Source organism: Paraburkholderia fungorum, assembly GCF_003610895.1.
GTDB lineage: Bacteria > Pseudomonadota > Gammaproteobacteria > Burkholderiales > Burkholderiaceae > Paraburkholderia > Paraburkholderia fungorum_B.
This window is the reverse complement of record NZ_MCAS01000016.1, coordinates 76,191-94,618: the sequence shown is the minus strand read 5'-3', so window position 1 is coordinate 94,618 and position 18,428 is coordinate 76,191. Positions and strand designations below refer to the sequence as shown.

General features: G+C 62.7%; 18 protein-coding genes. 6 read left to right on the top strand and 12 right to left on the bottom strand.

The features are described 5' to 3' along the window. Positions 1-124: 124 nt before the first annotated feature. From BCY88_RS17485 to purU, 4 genes are all read left to right on the top strand, one after another. Positions 125-1,039 (top strand): choline sulfate utilization transcriptional regulator, encoded by a 915-nt coding sequence (locus BCY88_RS17485; RefSeq protein WP_120345473.1) that lies wholly within the window; start codon positions 125-127, stop codon positions 1,037-1,039. Between the two features lie 78 nt (positions 1,040-1,117). Further along, positions 1,118-1,417 (top strand): type II toxin-antitoxin system RelE/ParE family toxin, encoded by a 300-nt coding sequence (locus BCY88_RS17480; RefSeq protein WP_120345472.1) that lies wholly within the window; start codon positions 1,118-1,120, stop codon positions 1,415-1,417. Between the two features lie 3 nt (positions 1,418-1,420). Beyond that, the gene (locus BCY88_RS17475) at positions 1,421-1,720 is read left to right on the top strand and encodes an addiction module antidote protein (RefSeq protein ID WP_120345471.1); all 300 of its coding nucleotides are present in this window, start codon (positions 1,421-1,423) and stop codon (positions 1,718-1,720) included. Positions 1,721-1,891: 171 nt separating this feature from the next. Then, on the top strand, positions 1,892-2,767 hold the full coding sequence (purU, locus tag BCY88_RS17470) for a formyltetrahydrofolate deformylase (RefSeq protein WP_120345470.1): 876 nt from the start codon (positions 1,892-1,894) through the stop codon (positions 2,765-2,767). 109 nt (positions 2,768-2,876) lie between these two features. Here the strand turns inward: purU and BCY88_RS17465 are convergent, their stop codons facing one another. The 10 genes from BCY88_RS17465 to BCY88_RS17420 form a co-directional block, all read right to left on the bottom strand. Beyond that, positions 2,877-3,743 (bottom strand): glycine betaine ABC transporter substrate-binding protein, encoded by an 867-nt coding sequence (locus BCY88_RS17465; RefSeq protein ID WP_120345469.1) that lies wholly within the window; start codon positions 3,741-3,743, stop codon positions 2,877-2,879. A gap of 137 nt (positions 3,744-3,880) precedes the next feature. Further along, entirely contained in the window at positions 3,881-5,155 is a 1,275-nt protein-coding gene (locus tag BCY88_RS17460; protein ID WP_404935700.1) for an FAD-binding oxidoreductase, read from the bottom strand. A gap of 33 nt (positions 5,156-5,188) precedes the next feature. Then, entirely contained in the window at positions 5,189-6,499 is a 1,311-nt protein-coding gene (locus BCY88_RS17455) for an aromatic ring-hydroxylating oxygenase subunit alpha (RefSeq protein WP_120345468.1), read from the bottom strand. 73 nt (positions 6,500-6,572) lie between these two features. After that, positions 6,573-7,364, bottom strand: a complete 792-nt coding sequence (locus BCY88_RS17450) for an electron transfer flavoprotein subunit beta/FixA family protein (RefSeq protein WP_120345467.1) — start codon at positions 7,362-7,364, stop codon at positions 6,573-6,575. Further along, the gene (locus tag BCY88_RS17445) at positions 7,361-8,539 is read right to left on the bottom strand and encodes an electron transfer flavoprotein subunit alpha/FixB family protein (RefSeq protein ID WP_120345466.1); all 1,179 of its coding nucleotides are present in this window, start codon (positions 8,537-8,539) and stop codon (positions 7,361-7,363) included. Before BCY88_RS17445 ends, BCY88_RS17450 begins: the two co-directional genes overlap by 4 nt. Positions 8,540-8,543: 4 nt before the next feature. Further along, entirely contained in the window at positions 8,544-10,457 is a 1,914-nt protein-coding gene (locus BCY88_RS17440) for a (Fe-S)-binding protein (protein WP_120345465.1), read from the bottom strand. A gap of 2 nt (positions 10,458-10,459) precedes the next feature. Continuing rightward, positions 10,460-12,523, bottom strand: a complete 2,064-nt coding sequence (locus BCY88_RS17435; protein ID WP_120345464.1) for an NADH:flavin oxidoreductase — start codon at positions 12,521-12,523, stop codon at positions 10,460-10,462. Between the two features lie 51 nt (positions 12,524-12,574). Continuing rightward, a complete protein-coding gene (locus BCY88_RS17430) occupies positions 12,575-13,111 on the bottom strand; it encodes a DUF5943 domain-containing protein (RefSeq protein WP_120345463.1) in 537 nt (178 codons plus the stop codon). Between the two features lie 43 nt (positions 13,112-13,154). Beyond that, the gene (locus tag BCY88_RS17425) at positions 13,155-14,126 is read right to left on the bottom strand and encodes a dipeptidase (protein ID WP_120345462.1); all 972 of its coding nucleotides are present in this window, start codon (positions 14,124-14,126) and stop codon (positions 13,155-13,157) included. An 18-nt stretch (positions 14,127-14,144) separates the two neighbouring features. Then, positions 14,145-15,419, bottom strand: a complete 1,275-nt coding sequence (locus BCY88_RS17420; protein ID WP_120345461.1) for a serine hydroxymethyltransferase — start codon at positions 15,417-15,419, stop codon at positions 14,145-14,147. Between BCY88_RS17420 and BCY88_RS40100 the strand changes: the two genes are divergently transcribed. Together BCY88_RS40100 and BCY88_RS17410 are read left to right on the top strand one after the other, a co-directional pair. After that, positions 15,418-15,753, top strand: coding sequence for a hypothetical protein (locus BCY88_RS40100; protein ID WP_120345460.1), 336 nt, complete (start codon positions 15,418-15,420; stop codon positions 15,751-15,753). The two genes, BCY88_RS17420 and BCY88_RS40100, sit on opposite strands and share 2 nt — an antisense overlap. Before the next feature lie 97 nt (positions 15,754-15,850). Continuing rightward, positions 15,851-16,870, top strand: coding sequence for a GlxA family transcriptional regulator (locus BCY88_RS17410; RefSeq protein WP_120345459.1), 1,020 nt, complete (start codon positions 15,851-15,853; stop codon positions 16,868-16,870). A gap of 13 nt (positions 16,871-16,883) precedes the next feature. Here BCY88_RS17410 and BCY88_RS39860 read toward each other — a convergent pair whose 3' ends face one another. Both BCY88_RS39860 and fdhA read right to left on the bottom strand, forming a co-directional pair. Next, positions 16,884-17,048 carry a hypothetical protein gene (locus tag BCY88_RS39860; protein WP_183081389.1) on the bottom strand — a complete coding sequence of 55 codons (165 nt, stop codon included), beginning with the start codon at positions 17,046-17,048 and terminating at the stop codon, positions 16,884-16,886. A gap of 65 nt (positions 17,049-17,113) precedes the next feature. Next, a complete protein-coding gene (fdhA, locus tag BCY88_RS17405; protein ID WP_074287573.1) occupies positions 17,114-18,313 on the bottom strand; it encodes a formaldehyde dehydrogenase, glutathione-independent in 1,200 nt (399 codons plus the stop codon). Between the last annotated feature and the right edge of the window lie 115 nt (positions 18,314-18,428).

Sequence of the window (18,428 nt, the reverse complement as noted above, 5' to 3'; positions counted from 1 at the left end):
TGCGGATGCAGGTATCGTTGCAAGCGGAATAACCGGCATGCCGGCCCCCGCGTGAACACCACTATTGCCGTCCAATTCCAAGCTGTGAAGACGGCAAATCGTTATGTGCCTATAAGGGGGCCTTATGTCGAGGCAGGACCGCTTGCCGCCAATGCAGGCGTTGACGATGTTCGAATCCGCGGCGCGTCTCGCGAGTTTCACGGCGGCCGCGCGCGAACTGGGCTCGACGCAGCCGGCGGTCAGCCAGCGCGTGGTGCAACTCGAAGAGGCCCTTGGCGCCCCGCTTTTCGAACGCGGCCATCGCGGCGTCACGCTGACGGAAGACGGCGTACGTCTCTTCGAAGCGGTGCGCAACGCGCTCGACACCATCCGCGCAGCCACCGCCGAAATCCGCGCGCGGCGCACGCCGCAAACCCTCACGCTCGCCACCGACTTCGGCTTCGCAACATACTGGCTCATGCCGCGGCTGTCGCAGTTCAAGGCACTGATGCCGGACGTCGACGTCAAGATCATCACCTCGCAGACGGTATTCGATCCATCGCACGATCAGGCGGACATTGTGATTGCGTTCGGAGATGAGAATGCGGACTGGACCGCGCGAGGTGCGCTCAAGTTATTTCCGGAACGCGTCACGCCCGTGTGCAGTCTGGCGTTTCTGGCGGCGCACCCGCAGTTGCGGACACCGTCGGACCTGACGAGCTTGCCGCTGCTGCATCTCGAGCCTACCCAGCCGGCGCGCTGGCTGTCGTGGGCCGACTGGTTCGCGGCGCACGGTCTGGATGCGCCTGCCGCGCATCGCGGCATCACGTTCAACAGCTTTACGCTCGTGGCCCACGCCGCGATCATGGGCCAGGGCGTCGCGCTCGGCTGGGCACCGCTGATCGACGAACTGCTCGCCACCGGGCAACTCGTCGAACCGTTCGATACACCGGTGGTCACCGAGCGCGGCTATCTGCTCGTCACGCAGCGCGCGGCGACACCGGCCGTCAGCGCATTTCGCCAATGGCTGCTAGGCGAATGCGGGCTCGATGCTGAATGAGGGATTGCTCTGGGAAAGGTGAAAATTGATCGTGAACCATGGTTGACATATATGTGATCTATAGATTACATTGAGCGGATGTTGAATATCCGTACCACCGAGACATTCGACGCCTGGTTCGACGGCTTGAAAGACCGGATCGCCAAGCGCCGCATTCAGGCCCGCATCGATCGTCTGGCATTGGGCAACCCCGGCGACACGAACTCCGCAGGCGCGCCAATTACTGAATTGCGGATCGATCACGGGCCTGGCTATCGCGTCTACTACGTGCAGCGTGGCGCGGTGCTGGTGATCCTGCTGTGTGGTGGTGACAAGTCGACTCAACCCGCAGATATCAAAGCCGCACACAAGATGCTGGCGAACCTTGAATCGGAGTGAAAGATGGGAAAGATCAAAACCCGGCCGTGGGATTCGGCCGAACACCTGAAAACCGAAGCGGACATGGCTGAATACTTCGAGGCCTGTCTGCTTGAAGGCGGCGACGATCCGGCATTCCTCGCGCATGCGTTGGGCGTAATCGCGCGGGCGCGCGGCATGGCGCAGCTCGCCCGCGATACTGGAATCTCGCGCGAGGGTCTGTACAAAGCGCTGTCGGAAGATGGGAACCCCAGCTTCGCAACGATCATCAAGGTGATCCGCGCTCTCGGTATGGAACTGCACGCGGCGCCCGCCCACGCCTGAGATTGATTTACGACTGGGGCGCGCCGCTCCTCCACCGCCTCAATCACGTCTGACGCTCCCATTCCAGCGCGACGGCGGTTAGCTTCTATCCCCCTGCCCCACTGATTTGCTCTACTGCGATGATGCATGCCGCGCCCCGCGGCGTTGCCCTATTGCCTAAGTGGAGTTCGCATGTCCGTCGATTCCCGTCCCGATCAACTGGTTCTCACGGTCGCCTGTCCGAGCGCGGCGGGCCAGGTTGCCGCCGTCGTCGGCTTTCTCGACCGCCATCATTGCTATATCGACGAATTGACCGTTTTCGATGACGACCTGAGCGAGCGTTTCTTCGTACGCTGCGTGTTTCATGGCGTCGACAGCAACGAGACTCTGCACATCGCGGCACTCAAGCGCGAATTCGCAGCGATCGCCGAGCGCTTCCGGATGACGTGGGCCATGCATGACGTCGCCACGCGGCCGAAGGTGCTGATCATGGTGTCGAAACTCGAACACTGTCTCGCCGATCTGCTGTTCCGCTGGCGGATGGGGGAGTTGAAGATGGATATTGTCGGCATCGGCTCGAATCATCGCGATCTGGAACCGCTCGCGCAACAGCACGGCCTGCCGTTCCATCATCTGCCGATCAGCGCCGATACCAAGCCACAGCAGGAAGCGCGTTTGCTCGACCTGTTCGAAACCTCAGGCGCCGAATTGATGATCCTTGCCCGTTACATGCAGATTCTTTCCGGCGAGACGAGCCGTGCGCTCGCGGCCCGCGCAATCAACATCCACCATTCGTTTCTGCCTGGCTTCAAAGGAGCGAAGCCCTATCATCAGGCACACGCACGCGGCGTGAAGCTGATCGGTGCAACCGCGCACTTCGTCACCGACGATCTCGACGAAGGTCCGATCATCGAACAGGTGGTGGAGCGCGTCGATCACTCATACAGCCCGGAGCGCCTGCTGGCTACGGGACGCGACGTCGAATGCATCACGCTTGCGCGAGCGGTCAAGGCGTTTATCGAGCGGCGGGTGTTCATCAACGGCGATCGGACTGTCGTGTTGCAATAACGGAATGCAAAAACGGGATGCAAATACAAAACGCCGCTGAAAAAGCGGCGTTTCTTTGAGGAAGGCGCCGCTCAAACCAGGCGGCGCCACCTGCACAGCAGGCACGAAATCACTTCACCCAGCTATCCACGCGATCGCCATGCGCACTGATCCACGCATCCGCAGCGGCCGTCGGTTTCTCGCCGTTCTGCGTGGCCAGCATCACGCTATCGATCTCGCCCGGCTTCCATTGAAACTTCTTGAGGAACGCGACCACTGTCGGCGCCTTCGTCTCGAGGCCCGGATTGACGACGCTATCCACATGCTCCGCTTCACCGAACACCTTCTTCGGATCGTCGAGGAATTTGAGCTTGTACTTCGCGAACATCCAATGCGGCTTCCAGCCCGTCACAATGATCGGTTTGCTCGCTGCTTCCGAACGTGCCAGTTCCGCGGTCATCGCGCTACCCGAGCTCGGCATAAGCTGATAGTCGAGCCCGTATGCCTTGATGGCTTCGCTGGTTTTCTGCATCACGCCCGCGCCGGCATCGATACCGACGATCCGCGAGCCAAACTCCGCCTTCTTCGCCTCGAGGTCGCCCACGCTCTTCACGTCGACATTATCCGGCACGATCAGACCGATTTTCGCGTCGTTGAAGTTGGGGCCGAGATCGACAACCTTGTCCTTGAAGTTGTTCCAGTACGCACCATGCGTGACCGGCAGCCATGCGGACAGCGTCGCGTCGAGATCGCCACGCGCCACGCCTTGCCACATCACACCCGCCGCGACCGGCACCAGTTGCACCTGATAACCGAGGCGTTTTTCGATCACGCGTGCGGCCACGTTCGAGGTCGCAACGCTGTCGTCCCAACCCTCCACATAGCCGATCTTGATGGTCGGTTTGGTATCAGCCGACACGCTCACGCTGCTTGCCGCCAGCGTTGCACCCAGCACACCCGCCGCGCTCAACATCAGCATCTTTTTAACCAGTCTCATCGCCGTTCTCCCGTTCGCCGTTCAAACTACCCATTGAGCATTTAGAATCGCTAACCAGAATTACTGGGTAGTGGTGTTTTACGACATCCAGTTGTCCGCAGACGACCTGTGGCGCAAGTCCTGGTCCAGCTCTTGTCTTACTTATCGACGACGAGGTCGCTCAATGGCTTGCTGCAACACAGCAGCACCATGCCCTGATCGATTTCACGCTGACGGATGCCGCCGGCGTGTTTCATTGCGACTTCGCCAGACACCAGCTTCACCTTGCAGGTGCCGCACATGCCCTGCGTGCACGAGGCCGCGAGCCGCACGCCGGCCTTCTTCGCTGCGTCGAGCACATGCTGACCGCTGCCGCATTCGATCTCGCGATTGCTTTTGGCAAAACTCACCTTGAACGTCGTTTCCGTCTCGAGCGGCACCGCCGCGGGTGCGAACCCAGCAGCCTGTTCACGCGTGTCGACAAAGTGCTCCGCTGCGGCAGTCGGCGCCTGCAACGCATCGGCAACATGTGCGGTTGTCAGTTGCGCGGCCACCTCGCTGATCGTCTCGAACGAGAAACTCTCTTCGTGATAATGGCTGCGATCGAAACCGCCTTCGGCCAGCAAGTTTCGGACGGCCTGCATATAAGGCGCGGGACCGCACGTGAAAATCTCGCGCTCCAGAAAATCCGGCGCGATGAGTTTAAGCAAGGGCAAAGTCAGAAAGCCGGTCACGCCAGGCCAATTCGTCCGCGCGCCGAGCCGTTCGCAAACAAACGCCGTGCGGAAATTAGTCTGATTCGACGCAATCAGATCGAGCTCGCGCGCGAAGATGATGTCGTCCGGCGTGCGGGCGCTATGCAGGAAGACGATGTCGCTATCCTCGCCGAGTTCATGATGCGCCCGGCTCATCGACATCAGCGGCGTCACACCCGAACCTGCCGACAGAAACAGAAATTTGCGCGCCGGATGCCGCGCGCAGGTGAACTCGCCCGCCGGCCCCAGCACACGAACCTGCATGCCCGCGTGCAGATTGTCATGCAGCCAGTTCGACACCGTGCCGCCCGGCACGCGCTTCACGGTGATGGAGATGGTGTGCGGACGCGTGGGCGGCGACGAAATCGTATAGCAGCGATTCACCGCCTCGCCGTCGATCTCCAACTCCAGCGTGATGAATTGCCCCGGCTCGAATACGAACGCCCGCTCCGAGGGCGCGCGAAAGAAAAAGCTCTTGACGTCATGCGTTTCCTGACGAACCTGACAGCACACGAGCGTATCGTCCGTATCGCTGTTCCAGCGCGCCGGCAGGCCGTCCCAGAACCGGGGCTGTGTAACACGATTTGAAGCCGGCGGGCCTGAAACGTCACCGCCTGGCATCTCGCGGTCCGGAGCCGGCTCGGGACTAAGCTGAAGCGTCGCCTGATCGCGCATCATTATTTTCTCCCGCTCCTGGTTGCGGTATTGCGCTCAGCGCATGAACGACACGACTTTTTCGTCGTGTGAAACCGGCGCATCGCCGGCATCATGGGTTTGAGGCGCATTGCTGAACTCCGCAATGCGGCCGATATACCACTCGCAGAATTTCTCGACGAGTCCTTCGGTGAACGGTGAGTACGGGCCCGGCTCGTAGGCGCTGCTGGTCGCGCCGCGTTGCGAGTACTCCACGAGCGCGCGGTCCTGGTCATTGGTGGCGCGCCACACGGCCGTGAGATTGTTCACGTCGTAATCGATGCCTTCGCGTGCATCCTTGTGCACGAGCCACTTGGTGCGCACCAGCGTTTTACCCGCCGACAACGGGATCACCGAGAAGCTGACGATATGGTCGCTCATGAAGTGATGCCACGAATTCGGCTGCGTCCAGAACGACAGGCCGCCGAGGTCGGCCTGCTCGAAACCGCCGAGCAGTTTCTTCGAGGCCACCTTGGCGTCCATGGTCTGCGATTCGCCATCGCGATCGAGCGGCAGGCGTTGCGTGCGAAAGCCCGTGACCAGATCGGCCAGACGGTCGATTTCCGCCGACGGCAATTTCATCGCTTCCCATTGCGCAGTGCGGCGCGCCACGGTCGCTTCGAACGCGGCCATGCCTTCTTCGTTGGCGGGCGTGCGTTGATAGCCGAAGCCGTATTCGTAGAGCGAGATCGTCAGCTCGGGATGGTTCGCGACGCAGTGGTAGCACTCGCGATTGTTTTCCATCGTGAGCTTCCAGTTGCCTTCTTCGATAATGTCGATCGACGCCGCGACCTTGCAGCCCGCGAGTTCGTGCGGCAGCAGATACGGTTCCATCGCGGCGCGCATCACGGCAAAATCGGCAGGCGGCTCATCCGCGAGACAGATGAAGATCAGACCGGCAAGATTCTCCAGGTGCACCGCTTTCAGACTATGCTTGCAGCGGTCGAACTGGTCGCCCATGTGCTCGGCGAACATCAGATCGCCGTTCAGGTTGTAGGTCCAGCTGTGATACGGGCAGACGATATTGCCGAGCGAACCCTTGTCCGTATTGCACAACCGCGCGCCGCGGTGGCGGCAGACGTTATGGAACGCCCGCACCTGCATGTCGTCGTCGCGCACGATCAGAATCGAATCGTTGCCGATTTCCACCGTGATGTAGTCGCCCGGTTCCGGCACGTCCGGTTCCACCGCGACCTGAATCCAGTGCTTGCGGAAAATCGCCTCCATGTCGAGCGCGAAAATTTCCTCGCCCGTATAGAACGGCGCTTCCAGTGTGTGATTCCTTTTGCGGCGTTCGATCATTGCGCGAACGTCTGCCGAAACTTTCATTGTGTGCTCCGTTGCATGTCACGTCTGGCGCCGCGCCAGGCCCTCCTGGTCGCATGCTGGCCCGAACCGGAAATCAGTAATCCACGAGTTGATGCTCGCGCAAATACGCAAGGATCACTTGTGCTTTTTCGACGGAACTCCCTTCAATTACGACGCTGCCGCCACGGCTTTCCGTGGTCGTCGCCGAGAGCATGCGGGCATGGCCCGAGCGCTTCTCGGCAGCGGCGAGGCGCACCGGTTTGGCGCTCGCGGGACGGATCGTCCAGGCCAGGTCGCGGGAGGTGGCTGCGGCCGGGCTCGCAGGCGTTGTCGCCGTAACCGGGCGGATCGTGCCTTCGCACAGCCTCGCATAGGCATAGCTCGGCGCTGTATTGGCCAGCGGGTGCACCGCGATCAAAGCCGGCAACCGCACCTCCACGCGCCGGCGCAGGCCCTTCGGCATGAATTGCCGGACCTCCGCGCAGCCCTCGCGTAGCGTCAGATCGACTGCCGCACCCACCAGCGGCATCTCCAGCGCACTGGCGACGCGATACGGCAGCATGCCGCTATCGAATGCCCCTTCGGCGCGGGTGCCGGTCAATACCAGATCGTAACCGCGCAGACGGGTGGCGAGCGGCGCTGTCACATCGCCTTGCCCTTCAAGCGTGGCCGGCACTTCCAGCACCTCGACCGTGCGCGCGCCGAGCGCGAGATATTCCTTGAGCGCCGGGTTTGACGGATCGCCCGCGTGCAGCACGTCGAGCGTCGCACCGTGCGCTCTGGCGAGAGAAAGCGCGATCGTCAGCGCGGCGGCGTCGTTACGGCTGTAACACGCGGTGCCGCTAACCGGGTGCCGCCCCACGGAAACCAGTACGGCGATTTTCATGCAAGCGCTCCTTCCGCAACAGCCGTTGAATTCAAAAGCGCCGCACCGGTGCCGCGTGCCGTGCGCGCGGCCGCCGCAGCTTCGTTCAGCGCCGCGATGGTCTCCTGCGCGTCGGCAATCACGGTCAGATTCGCGCGTTTGGCGATCGGCGCGCTGGCGTCGAGATTCACCGCGATCACGTGCCGGCAATCCTTGATGCCCTGCAGATGCTGCACCGCGCCCGAAATACCGAACGCGATATAGACGCTCGCTTCGACGGTCTTGCCGGTCGCGCCAATCTGCTTGTCGCGGGTGAATTTGCCGTCGTCCACCGCCACGCGGCTTGCGCCGATCGCGGCGCCCAACGTCGCCGCCAGGCGCTCGAACGCGGGCACATCGCTCACGCCATTGCCTGCCGAAACGATGAAATCCGCCTCTTCGAGCGCCAGTTGGGCGGCATCCATTTCCTCGATGCCAAGATCGCGCACGACGCCCTCGGGCGAAGCCGCTTCGCCATCGAAACGCCACACCACGCGCTCGCCCGCGCCGACAAACGGCAACTTCGGATCGACCGCATTCGGTGCGAGCAACACGACCTCAGGCAATGCGCAGCGGGCGAACGCCGTATTCGTCTGAACATACGCCGCGACATGCGTCGCATCGATTTCGACGACGTGCGCCGCGACGCTCGCATTCGCAGCTGCCGCATAACGGCGGCCGAGATCGCCGTCGCCGGTGGGATTGTCAGGCAGAAAAATGTGCGCCGGCGCATAAGCCGCGACGCACGCGGCGAGTGCGTTCAGTTCGTCCAGAGGCGCAAAAACGCGACGGTCGAACATCGGCAATTCGATCAGTTTGTCGGCGCCGAGCGCGGCCGCATCGCCGGTGAATTCGCCGAAGACGAGCAGCACGACCTCGGTTGTCGCGTCCGCGATCAGTGCCGCGGCGGCCAGAGTCTGACGCGCGTGGTCGTCCAGCGCGCCACGGTCCGCGTGAGCGGCCACCAGCAGCACCCGCCGCGCCGCGGCGGTTGTGCGGCGCGGTTTCGCATGCTCGCGGTGCGCCGCGCCCGTGGCGCCCTGCGCGGCGAACCCGGTCGAGCCGGCGACACCCGTCATGCCGAGCGTGATGCGCTTGAGTCCGTCGGCCGTGATCGTGAACGGCCGGCGCGGGTCGATTCGTTTGAGCGTGTTCATCGCGTTACTCCAGCGCTGCTGCAACCAGTTCAGCGACGTCCAGCACTTCCGGACGCGGGCCAACCACGCCTTCGAGCATCGCCGTGCAATTCGGGCAACCCACCGCAACGATGTCGGCGTTTATCGCGCGGGCATCGTCGATGCGGATGTCCGGAATGCGTTTTTTGCCAGGGATGTCGGTCAATGGGGCACCGCCGCCACCGCCGCAGCAACGTCCGCGCATGCCGTTGCGTTCCATCTCGACCACCTTGATGCCGATGCTTTTCAGCAACCTGCGCGGCGCTTCCGTCTCGCCGTTATAGCGGCCCAGATAGCACGGGTCGTGATACGTGATCTTGCGATCGGCGAACGCGGCGACCGCCTTCGGCGACAGTTTTCCGCTCGCCACCAGTTCTTCGATCAGCGCCGTGTGATGCTGGACCTCGTAGAAACCGCCGAGCGCGCGATATTCGTTGCGCAGGCTATGCAGCACGTGCGGATCGGCGGTCACGATCTTGCGGAACGCGTACTGCGAAAGCGTGCCGATCAGTTTTGTCGCGAGCTGCTGGAAGGTGGCTTCATCGCCCAAACGCCGTGCCGTGTCGCCGGTGTCGGTTTCGACGCCGCCGAGCACCGCGTAGTCGATTCCCGCCCGATTCAGCACCTTGACGAGCGCACGCAGTGTGCGTTGATAGCGCATGTCGAACGCGCCTTCGCCGGCGATCAACAGCACATCCACCTGACGTCCCGGTTGCGCGACCTGCACTTGCAGATCGACCGCCCAGTCGTAACGCGCACCGATGTCATAACCGTTCGAACTGCCGGTCTCGCGCAGATTCGCGAGCGTGATCGGCCCCTTGCCGGGAACGCTGCCTTCAACCAGGGTCTGGTTGCGGCGCATATCCACGATCGCGTCGACATGCTCGATCAGCATCGGGCATTCCTGCACGCAAGCGCGGCAGGTGGTGCACGACCACAGCGTGTCCGCTTCGATCAGGCTCGACACGAGCGGCTTGCCCGGCGCGCCGCCGTGTTTGCCGAGCGGGATGCCTGGGGTCGGGCTGCCCGCATACGCCTCGTCCGTGCCGCCGACCATGCCCGTGACCAGATCCTGAATCAGCTTCTTCGGGTTGAGCGGCTGACCGGCCGCGAACGCGGGACACGCCGCTTCGCATTTGCCGCACTGCACGCACGCGTCGAAGCTCAGCAACTGGTTCCAGCGGAACTCGACCGGTTTGCCGACGCCGTATTCCTTCGCGTCGAGCAGCGGCACCTTCAATGCGGTCGGCGGTACGACGTCGTTGTCGTTGCGTTCGGCAAAGCGCTCCTGACGGGGATGGAACGCGAGATGCAGCAGACCGGCAAGCGCATGCTTCATCGGGCCGCCGCGAGCCGCGCCGAAGGTCATCGTGAATGCCCCCGCCGCGATCAGCAGCGCGACGATAATCGCCAGCGCACCCGACATCGCCGCGGCCGGCAGCGCGACGAACAGCGCCAAACCGAGCGCGAACGATCCGAGCAGCAAGGGCAGATGATCCCAGGGACCGCGCGAGAGCCGAGCCGGCACAGCCTTCGCGCCGTGCCGCCGGCGCCAGACGAACACCGCGCCGACCAGCATCACCAGCGCGGCCAGAAAGATCAGCTTGTCGAGCCACGGCGAGTAGATCGCCAGACCGTAGTTGACGAATACCAGCGCCATCGCGAGGATCGCGCCGCCCGCCGTCGCTACGTGCGTCTTCGCGATGTACGGGTCGCGCGCCACCACGTGATGCAGGTCGACGAAATAGCGCTTCGGAATCGCCAGCAGATTGGTCCATCCGTACGCACCCGCCGCCGTGGCGCGGCCTTCGCGCCAGTACGCGGCGCGCTTGACGAGCGCGAACGCCAGACCCGCCACCGACAACCACAGCAGGACGGTGATGACAAACACGGGGCTCATCGTCAGAAATCCTTGCAAAGGCGCAGCGCGTCGTAAATCGCGCCGTGAATGTTGTGCATGGAAATGCAATCGCCGACGCGGAACAGCAGGAAGCGGCCGTTACCCAATTCTTCGCTGAGCGACGGTTGCGGCTCGGAGGCGAAGAGCTTGTGCACGTCCACCTGGCCGCGATTCACCGATTCGGGCTTGAGTGTCCAGTAGAGCTGGTCGTTCGGTGTGCTGCCGTTCTCGATCACCACCTGGTCGACCACGCGCTCTTCCTGTTCTTCCGTGTACTCGTTGCGGATCACGGCGATCTTCTTGCCGTCTTCCTCGTACACTTTGTCGAGCCAGTAGTTCGGCGTATGAATCACGCCTTGCGCGTAGAGCCGGCGATAGAAAATCGGGAACGTCGTGCCGCCGACGTCGTCGGCAACTTTCACGTCAGGCGTCACGATCTCGACGTTCGAGCCGCGGCTCGACATGAAATCCGCGACACCCGCACCGGCGTGCGTGCTGACGCCGTCGTACACCAGCACGTTCTTGCCCGGCTCGACCTTGCCCGACAGGACATCCCACGAGCTGACCGCGAGTCCTTCCTCGACACCCCACGCCGCGACTTGCGACGTGAACGACGAACCGCCCGTGGCCAGCACGACAATGTCCGGCTTCTCGGCCATGATGGCCTTTTCGTCGGCCGCGACGCCGAGACGGCGATCCACGCCGAGGCGCTTCGTTTCCATATCGAACCAGCGCACGATGCCCGCCATCTGCTCACGCTGCGGCGCTTTCGCGGCCAGCATGATCTGACCGCCCACGTATTCGTTCTTCTCGAACAGCACCACGTCGTGACCGCGCGACTTCGCCACGCGCGCCGCTTCCAGTCCGGCAGGCCCCGCGCCGACCACGACCACCTTGCGCTTCGGCCCACGTGTCTTCGCGATCACGTGCGGCATGGTTTCTTCGCGTGAAGTCGCGGCGTTCTGCACGCACAGCACGTCCAGCCCGTTGTACTGGCGGTCGATGCAATAGTTCGCGCCGACACATTGCTTGATCTCGTCTTCGCGGCCGTCGCGGATCTTGATGACCATATGCGGGTCGGCAATCTGCGCACGCGTCATGCCGACCAGATCGACCATGCCGCTCGCGAGCAGCCGTTCCGCCTGGCCCGCGTCGCGAATGCTTTGCGCATGCATCACCGGCAGCTTCACCACCGACTTGATGCCGGCCGCAAGATGCACGAAGGGTTCGGGCGGCAGCGCCATCGGCGGCATGCAGTTCGCCAGTGTGTTGTGCGTATCCGCGCCGGAACCGATCACGCCGAGGTAATCGATCAGGCCGGTCTCGCTCATCGCCTGAGCGATCTCCTTCAGCTGTTCGTGATCGAGCCCGTCTTCATGGAACTCGTCGCCACACATGCGCAGCCCGACGCAGAAATCCGCACCGACCGCTTCGCGCACGGCCTTCAACACTTCCGTACCGAAACGCAGACGGTTTTCGAGCGAGCCGCCCCATTCGTCGGTGCGGAAATTGGTGCGTGGACTCCAGAACTGATCGATCAGATGCTGGTGGGCCGCCGATATCTCGATGCCGTCCATGCCGGCATCTTTCACGCGCTTCGCGGCGGCGGCAAAGTCCGAGATGATGCGGCGAATCTCTTCCACTTCGATGATCTTCGCATTGCCGCGGTGCACCGGCTCACGCACGCCCGAAGGCGACATCAGATGCGGCCAATGCTCGCCGTGAAATGCCGAGCGCCGGCCCATGTGGGTGGCCTGAATCATGATCTTCGCGCCGTGCCGGTGCATCGCCTCGGCGAGCCGCGCGAGCGGATCGATGATCTTGTCGGTCGAGAGATTCACCGACTTCCACCAGCCTTGCGGGCTATCGATCGACACCGGGCTCGAGCCGCCGCACACGGCGAGGCCGACGCCGCCCTTGGCCTTCTCTTCGTAGTAACGGATATAACGGTCGCCAGGCAGACCGCCCGGCTCCGCATACACCTCCGCGTGCGCGGTGCTGACGATGCGGTTACGCAAGGTCAACTGGTTCAGCGTGAGAGGTTTGAAAAGGTTCGGGTAACGCATTGCGATCGACCTCGGAATAAATAGGCTGTGTGCGGCTGGGGTGCGTCGTGGTTACGACGCGAGCGGCGACACTTCGAACACGCAGTGGTCGTGGCCCTCGGCCGCGCAGCGCGCTTCCTTCGAATGGGACGGCGGACCTTTGCGCTGTCCGTCAGGCGCGGTATCGTTGACCCAATCCATCGCGCCGGCGAACCAGCCCGCGAACATGTAGCAAAGCTTGCCCTCCTTGCCCGGTTGCGCGAGCACGAACGACGAGTGATGCAATTCGATGCGGGCACGCGAACTGGATGGGTCGGCTTCCGTGATCGAGAAAAGACCCCAGCCGCGTTGCGACAGGCGGTTCAGGTAATGCTCGAACACCGCCATGCCGGCAATGCCATGCTGTTTCGCTTCCTTGTCGCACCAGAAATACGCGGACTTGTAGCCGGCCTTGTAGAGAATCTCGGCATACGCTTCGCGGCCAAGCGCTTCTTCGACCGCGGTGTGATTGTTCGTGAAGAAGTGACGCGGCACGTACAGCATCGGCAGCGCGTCGGTCGTCCAGACACCGGTGTCCGGATCGACGTCGATAGGCAGTTGGGGTTGCATGTGGGGCTCCGTTTTTATGGGTTCAGGTTCGATGAATGGCGGATCAGACTGTCCACACCTCGCCGAACACCCGCACCCAGTTTTCACCCATGATCTTCCTGATGCGCGTCTCGCTCCAGCCGGCGCGCTCCATCGCGGCCGTCAGGTTCGGAAACTCGCCGATCGTGCGAATGCCTTCCGGATTCACCACCTTGCCGAAGTTCGTCAACTGGCGATAACGGCCCTTGTCATGCGTGATCCAGTCGAAGAACTCAGTGCTGTAGCCTTGCGTGAAGTCCGTGCCGATACCGACCTGGTCTTCGCCGATCAGATTCACCACGTACTCGATTGCCTCGATATAGTCGTCGACGGTCGCGTCCGGGCCGCGCTTGAGGAACGGCGCGAACATCGTCACGCCGACGAAGCCGCCCGCGTCGGCGATCTCTTTCAATTGTTCGTCGCTCTTGTTGCGCGGATGCTCTTTCAACCCCGACGGGCAGCAGTGCGAGTAGCACACCGGTTTGTTCGACGCCGCGATCGCTTCGGACGACGTCTTGCCGCCCACATGCGAGAGATCGACCATGATGCCGACGCGGTTCATCTCCTGAATCACTTCGCGGCCATAACCGGACAGGCCGCCGTCACGTTCATAGCATCCCGTGCCGACCAGGTTCTGCGTGTTGTAGCAAAGCTGGACCACGTTCACGCCGAGGTCCTTGAAAGCCTCGATATAGCCGAGGTTGTCTTCGAACGCATGGGCGTTCTGGAAGCCGAAGATAATGCCCGTCTTGTTCTCTTTCTTCGCACGCAGGATGTCGGCGGTGGTGCGCACGAGCGTCAGGATCTCGCCGTATTCGCGGATCTGCTGCTTCATCTCGGCGATGTTGTCGACCGTCTTCTGGAAGCTTTCCCAGACCGACACCGTGCAGTTCACCGCGGTCACGCCGCCACGGCGCATGTCCTCGAACACCGAGCGCTCGAATTTCGAAATGTTCAGACCGTCGATGATGATGCTGTTGTCGTGCAGAGTGCTCATCGTTTGCTCCAGGCGTGCTTAGTAGATGGGAAAGCGTTCGCACAGCGCAAAAATCTCGCGGCGCACGCGTTGTTCGGTTGCGGCATGGCCTTCCGGGTGCTCGCGCAGCGCATCGAACACGTCGACAATCAGGCGCCCGACTTCGCGGAACTCGCTCACGCCGAAGCCGCGCGTCGTGGCCGCCGGCGTGCCGAGGCGAACCCCGGACGTGACAGTCGGCTTCTCGCTGTCGAAAGGAATGCCGTTCTTGTTGCAGGTGATGCCCGCGCGCTCCAGCGCCTGCTCGACCTGATTGCCCTTGAGTCCTTTGGGGCGAAGATCGACCAGCAGCAGGTGGTTGTCGGTGCCGCCCGTCACGAGGTCGACGCCGCCCGCTTTCAGCACCTCGCCGAGCGCCTTCGCATTGGCCAGCACGTTGTCGATGTAGGTCTTGAAGCCCGGTTGCAGCGCCTCGCCGAACGCGACCGCCTTGCCGGCGATGACATGCATCAGCGGGCCGCCCTGCAGGCCCGGGAACACCGCCGAGTTGATCTTCTTCGCGATGTCTTCGTCATTCGTCAGGACAAAGCCGCCGCGCGGACCGCGCAGCGTCTTGTGCGTGGTCGAGGTGACGACATGCGCGTGCTCGACCGGATTCTGATGACGGCCGGCCGCGATAATCCCCGCGATGTGCGCCATATCCACCATCAGCTTCGCCCCGACGCCATCGGCGATCGCGCGCAGCCGTGCGAAATCCAGCGCACGCGGATAAGCCGAGAAGCCGGCGATCAGCAGCGCCGGTTTGTGCTGCTGCGCGAGTTCCTCGATCTGTTCGTAGTCGATCAGCATCGTGTCGCGATTCACGCCATATTGGACCGCGTTGAACCACTTGCCCGACATCGCCGGTTTGGCGCCGTGAGTCAGGTGGCCGCCTGCGTCGAGCGACATGCCGAGCACCGTGTCGCCTGGCTTCACCAGCGCGAGCATCACCGCGCCATTGGCCTGAGCGCCGGAATGCGGCTGCACGTTGGCGAATTTCGCGTTGAACAGCTGCTTGATGCGGTCCAGCGCCAGCGTTTCGATCACGTCGGCGTATTCGCAGCCGCCGTAATAGCGCTTGCCTGGATACCCTTCCGCGTACTTGTTGGTCAGCACCGAGCCCTGCGCTTCGAGTACTGCGCGCGATACGATGTTTTCCGACGCGATCAGTTCGACTTGCGACTGCTGGCGCTCGAGCTCTTTCAGAATGGCGCCGCGCACCGCCGCGTCACGCGTGGCGAGCGATTCTTCGAAGAAAGGATTCGGGTTCGACATGGAAGGTCCGTGGGGTGGTTGGCGAAGGACCGGAAGCGTCTGCCAGCCAGGCTGGAACGCCCTGCTGCTACCGGTCTGCATTGCGTCTATTCTTGACTTTCGCCTCGCGCGCCAATTTACGAATTCAGACGCGTTCTTTGCCTTTTCCGCCATCCGCGTCCTTTTTCGACAAGTCGCGACGACAGGTTTCGAACGATCGTTAGCGATTCGCGCCAATGCTGCACTGCAGCTGATCGTTGTGCGCGCTTCGGGTGCGCGTGCCGGCGCCGGTCGCGCCGTTCTGGTGCTGTTTGCCTCGCGATTCAACGTTACAGAAGGGCAACCGAGGGTTTAGCCTGATGGCACGCTAGTTGCCCTAGTACTCAGAATTGCAGCAGTCGCCGCCCCCCACGGCGGCGCTACATTACAGATTCGAAGGAATCATTTCCCCCATGTCCACCGATCGCACGGCGTCGCTGTCGCATTTCGCATTCATGCCGGTTCCGAACTTCACGATGATCGCGTTCACCAACGCGATCGAAGTTCTCCGCATGGCGAACTACCTGACAGGACAAACGCTTTACCGCTGGTCGATCGTGAGCCCCACAGGCGGCCCGGTGACGGCGAGCAACGGCCTCGCGGTCGATACCGGGCCCGTTGAATGCGTCGGTCAGCCGGATATCGTGTTCGTGGTCGGCGGTATCGATGTGCAGCGCGCCACCACCGCCGACCATCTCATCGCACTGCGCCGCTTCGCCCGCACGGGCAGCGTGCTCGGCAGCCTGTGCACCGGTACCTATGCGCTGGCGCGTGCCGGTTTGCTGGCGGGCTATGCGTGTGCGATTCACTGGGAGAACATGTCGGCGCTCAAGGAAGAGTTTCCCGACACGCGTTTTCTGAAAGAACTGTTCGTGATCGATCGGGATCGTGTGACGTGCACGGGCGGCGTCGCGCCGCTCGACATGATGCTCAACCTGATCGCGCCACGCGTCGGCACGGCGCGGGTCACGCAGATCGCCGAGCAGTTCATCGTCGAACATGTGCGCGACACCAGCGCGCAACAGAAAATGCCGCTCGTGGCGCGGCTCGGATCGGCCAACAAGTCGCTCTTCGAAGTGATCTCGCTGATGGAGAACAACATCGAAGAGCCGCTTTCGCGCGAAGAGCTCGCACGGCTTGCCGGCATGTCGCAACGGCAATTGCAGCGCCTGTTCCGCGAGCATCTGGGCATGACGCCCACGCATTACTATCTGACGCTGCGCCTGCGGCGCGCCCGTGAATTGCTGTTGCAGACCGACATGTCGATCATGCATATCACGATGGCTTGCGGCTTCCAGTCGGCTTGCCACTTCTCGAAGAGCTATCGCGACGCGTTCGGCACCGCGCCGACACGCGAGCGGCGCAAACAGGTTGCACCGCTCGGGCACGCTGTCGCCACCGGCGCACCCGCAGGACTGGCGCTGCCGGCCTAGCCGTCTTGTCTCCCTAGCGTTCGACCATCGATACGAAGCGCGTCGCGCTGCGTAGAACGGCTTGGCCTGGCGTCGCCGCCACGGCGAACTGTCGCGTGACGTACTGGGAGAACATCCTGCTCACCGTGAACACCGTCACGGCAAGCAGAATGAGCGCCTTTAGGGAGATATTCTGCATGCTGCAAGCCGCCCGCCTGCTGCCTGGTTCAGCGCAGCAGGCGCGGCCCTGACTGCCTTGCTATGTCAGGCGGCCTTCAACAGGCCATGCGGGTCGATGACAAACTTCTTCGGCGCGCCACCATCGAACTGCCGGTAGCCGTCCGGGGCCTGGTCGAGCGAGACGACCGTCACGTTCACGATATCCGCGATCGGCAGGCGGTCCCACAGGATTGCTTGCATCAGATTGTGGTTGTACTTCATCACCGGCGTTTGTCCCGTGTGGAACGAGTGCGACTTGGCCCAGCCGAGACCGAAGCGAATGCTCAAGCTGCCTTTGCGGGCGGCGGCGTCGGTAGCACCTGGATCGTCCGTCACGTAAAGACCTGGAATGCCGATCGCGCCCGCGGCCCGGGTGATTTCCATCAGCGAATTGAGCACCGTGGCCGGCGCTTCTTCATGCGAACCGCTGCTGCCATGACCGTGCGCCTCGAAGCCGACGCAATCCACCGCGCAATCCACTTCGGGCTTGCCGAGAATCTGTTCGATCTGCTCGCCGAGCGTAGCGTCCTTCGAGAGGTCGATGGTCTGAAAACCCATCTTGCGCGCATGCGCGAGACGCGCTTCGTTCATGTCGCCGACGATCGTGCAGGCCGCGCCCAGCAAGCGTGCGGAAGCGGCCGCCGCCATCCCCACCGGCCCCGCGCCTGCAATGTACACCGTGGCTCCTGGCTTCACGCCCGCCATCACCGCGCCGTGATAACCGGTCGGCAGAATGTCGGACAGGCATGTCAGGTCGCGGATTTTCGACATCGCCTGAGCGTGGTCGGGGAATTTCAGCAGATTGAAGTCCGCGTACGGCACCAGCACGTATTCGGCCTGGCCGCCGATCCAGCCGCCCATGTCGACGTAGCCATAAGCGCCACCCGCCCGCGACGGATTCACGTTCAGGCACACGCCGGTATGCTGCGCCTTGCAGGTCGGACAGCGTCCACACGCCACGTTGAACGGCACCGACACCAGATCGCCGATCTTCAGCGTTTCGACATCGCGCCCCACCTCGATCACCTCGCCGGTAATCTCATGGCCAAGCACGAGGCCGACCTCGGCGGTCGTGCGGCCGCGCACCATGTGCTGATCGGAGCCGCAAATATTCGTGCTGACCACCTTCAGGATCACGCCATGGCCGATCGACCGGCCACGCGGATCGACCATCTTCGGAAAGTCGATCGACTGCACTTCCACCTTACCCTGCCCTAGATAAACGACGCCGCGATTGCTGCTCATTTGCCTGTCTCCATGTTCTGTGAGCGGCGTGCCCGACTCGAAGTGGCACGCCGTTCATCGAGCGTAGCGCCCGCTGAAACAAAGGACATGTACCGAACGCGACATAGGTTTGGCT

Coding starts and splice junctions, on each gene's coding strand:
- BCY88_RS17465 (WP_120345469.1), bottom strand. CDS start 3,743: ATGAGACTGGTTAAAAAGATGCTGATGTTGAGCGCGGCGGGTGTGCTG.
- BCY88_RS40100 (WP_120345460.1), top strand. CDS start 15,418: ATGGAAGGTCCGTGGGGTGGTTGGCGAAGGACCGGAAGCGTCTGCCAG.
- BCY88_RS17410 (WP_120345459.1), top strand. CDS start 15,851: ATGTCCACCGATCGCACGGCGTCGCTGTCGCATTTCGCATTCATGCCG.
- BCY88_RS17445 (WP_120345466.1), bottom strand. CDS start 8,539: ATGAACACGCTCAAACGAATCGACCCGCGCCGGCCGTTCACGATCACG.
- BCY88_RS17475 (WP_120345471.1), top strand. CDS start 1,421: ATGGGAAAGATCAAAACCCGGCCGTGGGATTCGGCCGAACACCTGAAA.
- BCY88_RS17440 (WP_120345465.1), bottom strand. CDS start 10,457: ATGAGCCCCGTGTTTGTCATCACCGTCCTGCTGTGGTTGTCGGTGGCG.
- purU (WP_120345470.1), top strand. CDS start 1,892: ATGTCCGTCGATTCCCGTCCCGATCAACTGGTTCTCACGGTCGCCTGT.
- BCY88_RS17435 (WP_120345464.1), bottom strand. CDS start 12,523: ATGCGTTACCCGAACCTTTTCAAACCTCTCACGCTGAACCAGTTGACC.
- BCY88_RS17455 (WP_120345468.1), bottom strand. CDS start 6,499: ATGAAAGTTTCGGCAGACGTTCGCGCAATGATCGAACGCCGCAAAAGG.
- BCY88_RS39860 (WP_183081389.1), bottom strand. CDS start 17,048: ATGCAGAATATCTCCCTAAAGGCGCTCATTCTGCTTGCCGTGACGGTG.
- BCY88_RS17450 (WP_120345467.1), bottom strand. CDS start 7,364: ATGAAAATCGCCGTACTGGTTTCCGTGGGGCGGCACCCGGTTAGCGGC.
- BCY88_RS17425 (WP_120345462.1), bottom strand. CDS start 14,126: ATGAGCACTCTGCACGACAACAGCATCATCATCGACGGTCTGAACATT.
- BCY88_RS17480 (WP_120345472.1), top strand. CDS start 1,118: ATGTTGAATATCCGTACCACCGAGACATTCGACGCCTGGTTCGACGGC.
- BCY88_RS17460 (WP_404935700.1), bottom strand. CDS start 5,155: ATGATGCGCGATCAGGCGACGCTTCAGCTTAGTCCCGAGCCGGCTCCG.
- BCY88_RS17485 (WP_120345473.1), top strand. CDS start 125: ATGTCGAGGCAGGACCGCTTGCCGCCAATGCAGGCGTTGACGATGTTC.
- BCY88_RS17430 (WP_120345463.1), bottom strand. CDS start 13,111: ATGCAACCCCAACTGCCTATCGACGTCGATCCGGACACCGGTGTCTGG.
- BCY88_RS17420 (WP_120345461.1), bottom strand. CDS start 15,419: ATGTCGAACCCGAATCCTTTCTTCGAAGAATCGCTCGCCACGCGTGAC.
- fdhA (WP_074287573.1), bottom strand. CDS start 18,313: ATGAGCAGCAATCGCGGCGTCGTTTATCTAGGGCAGGGTAAGGTGGAA.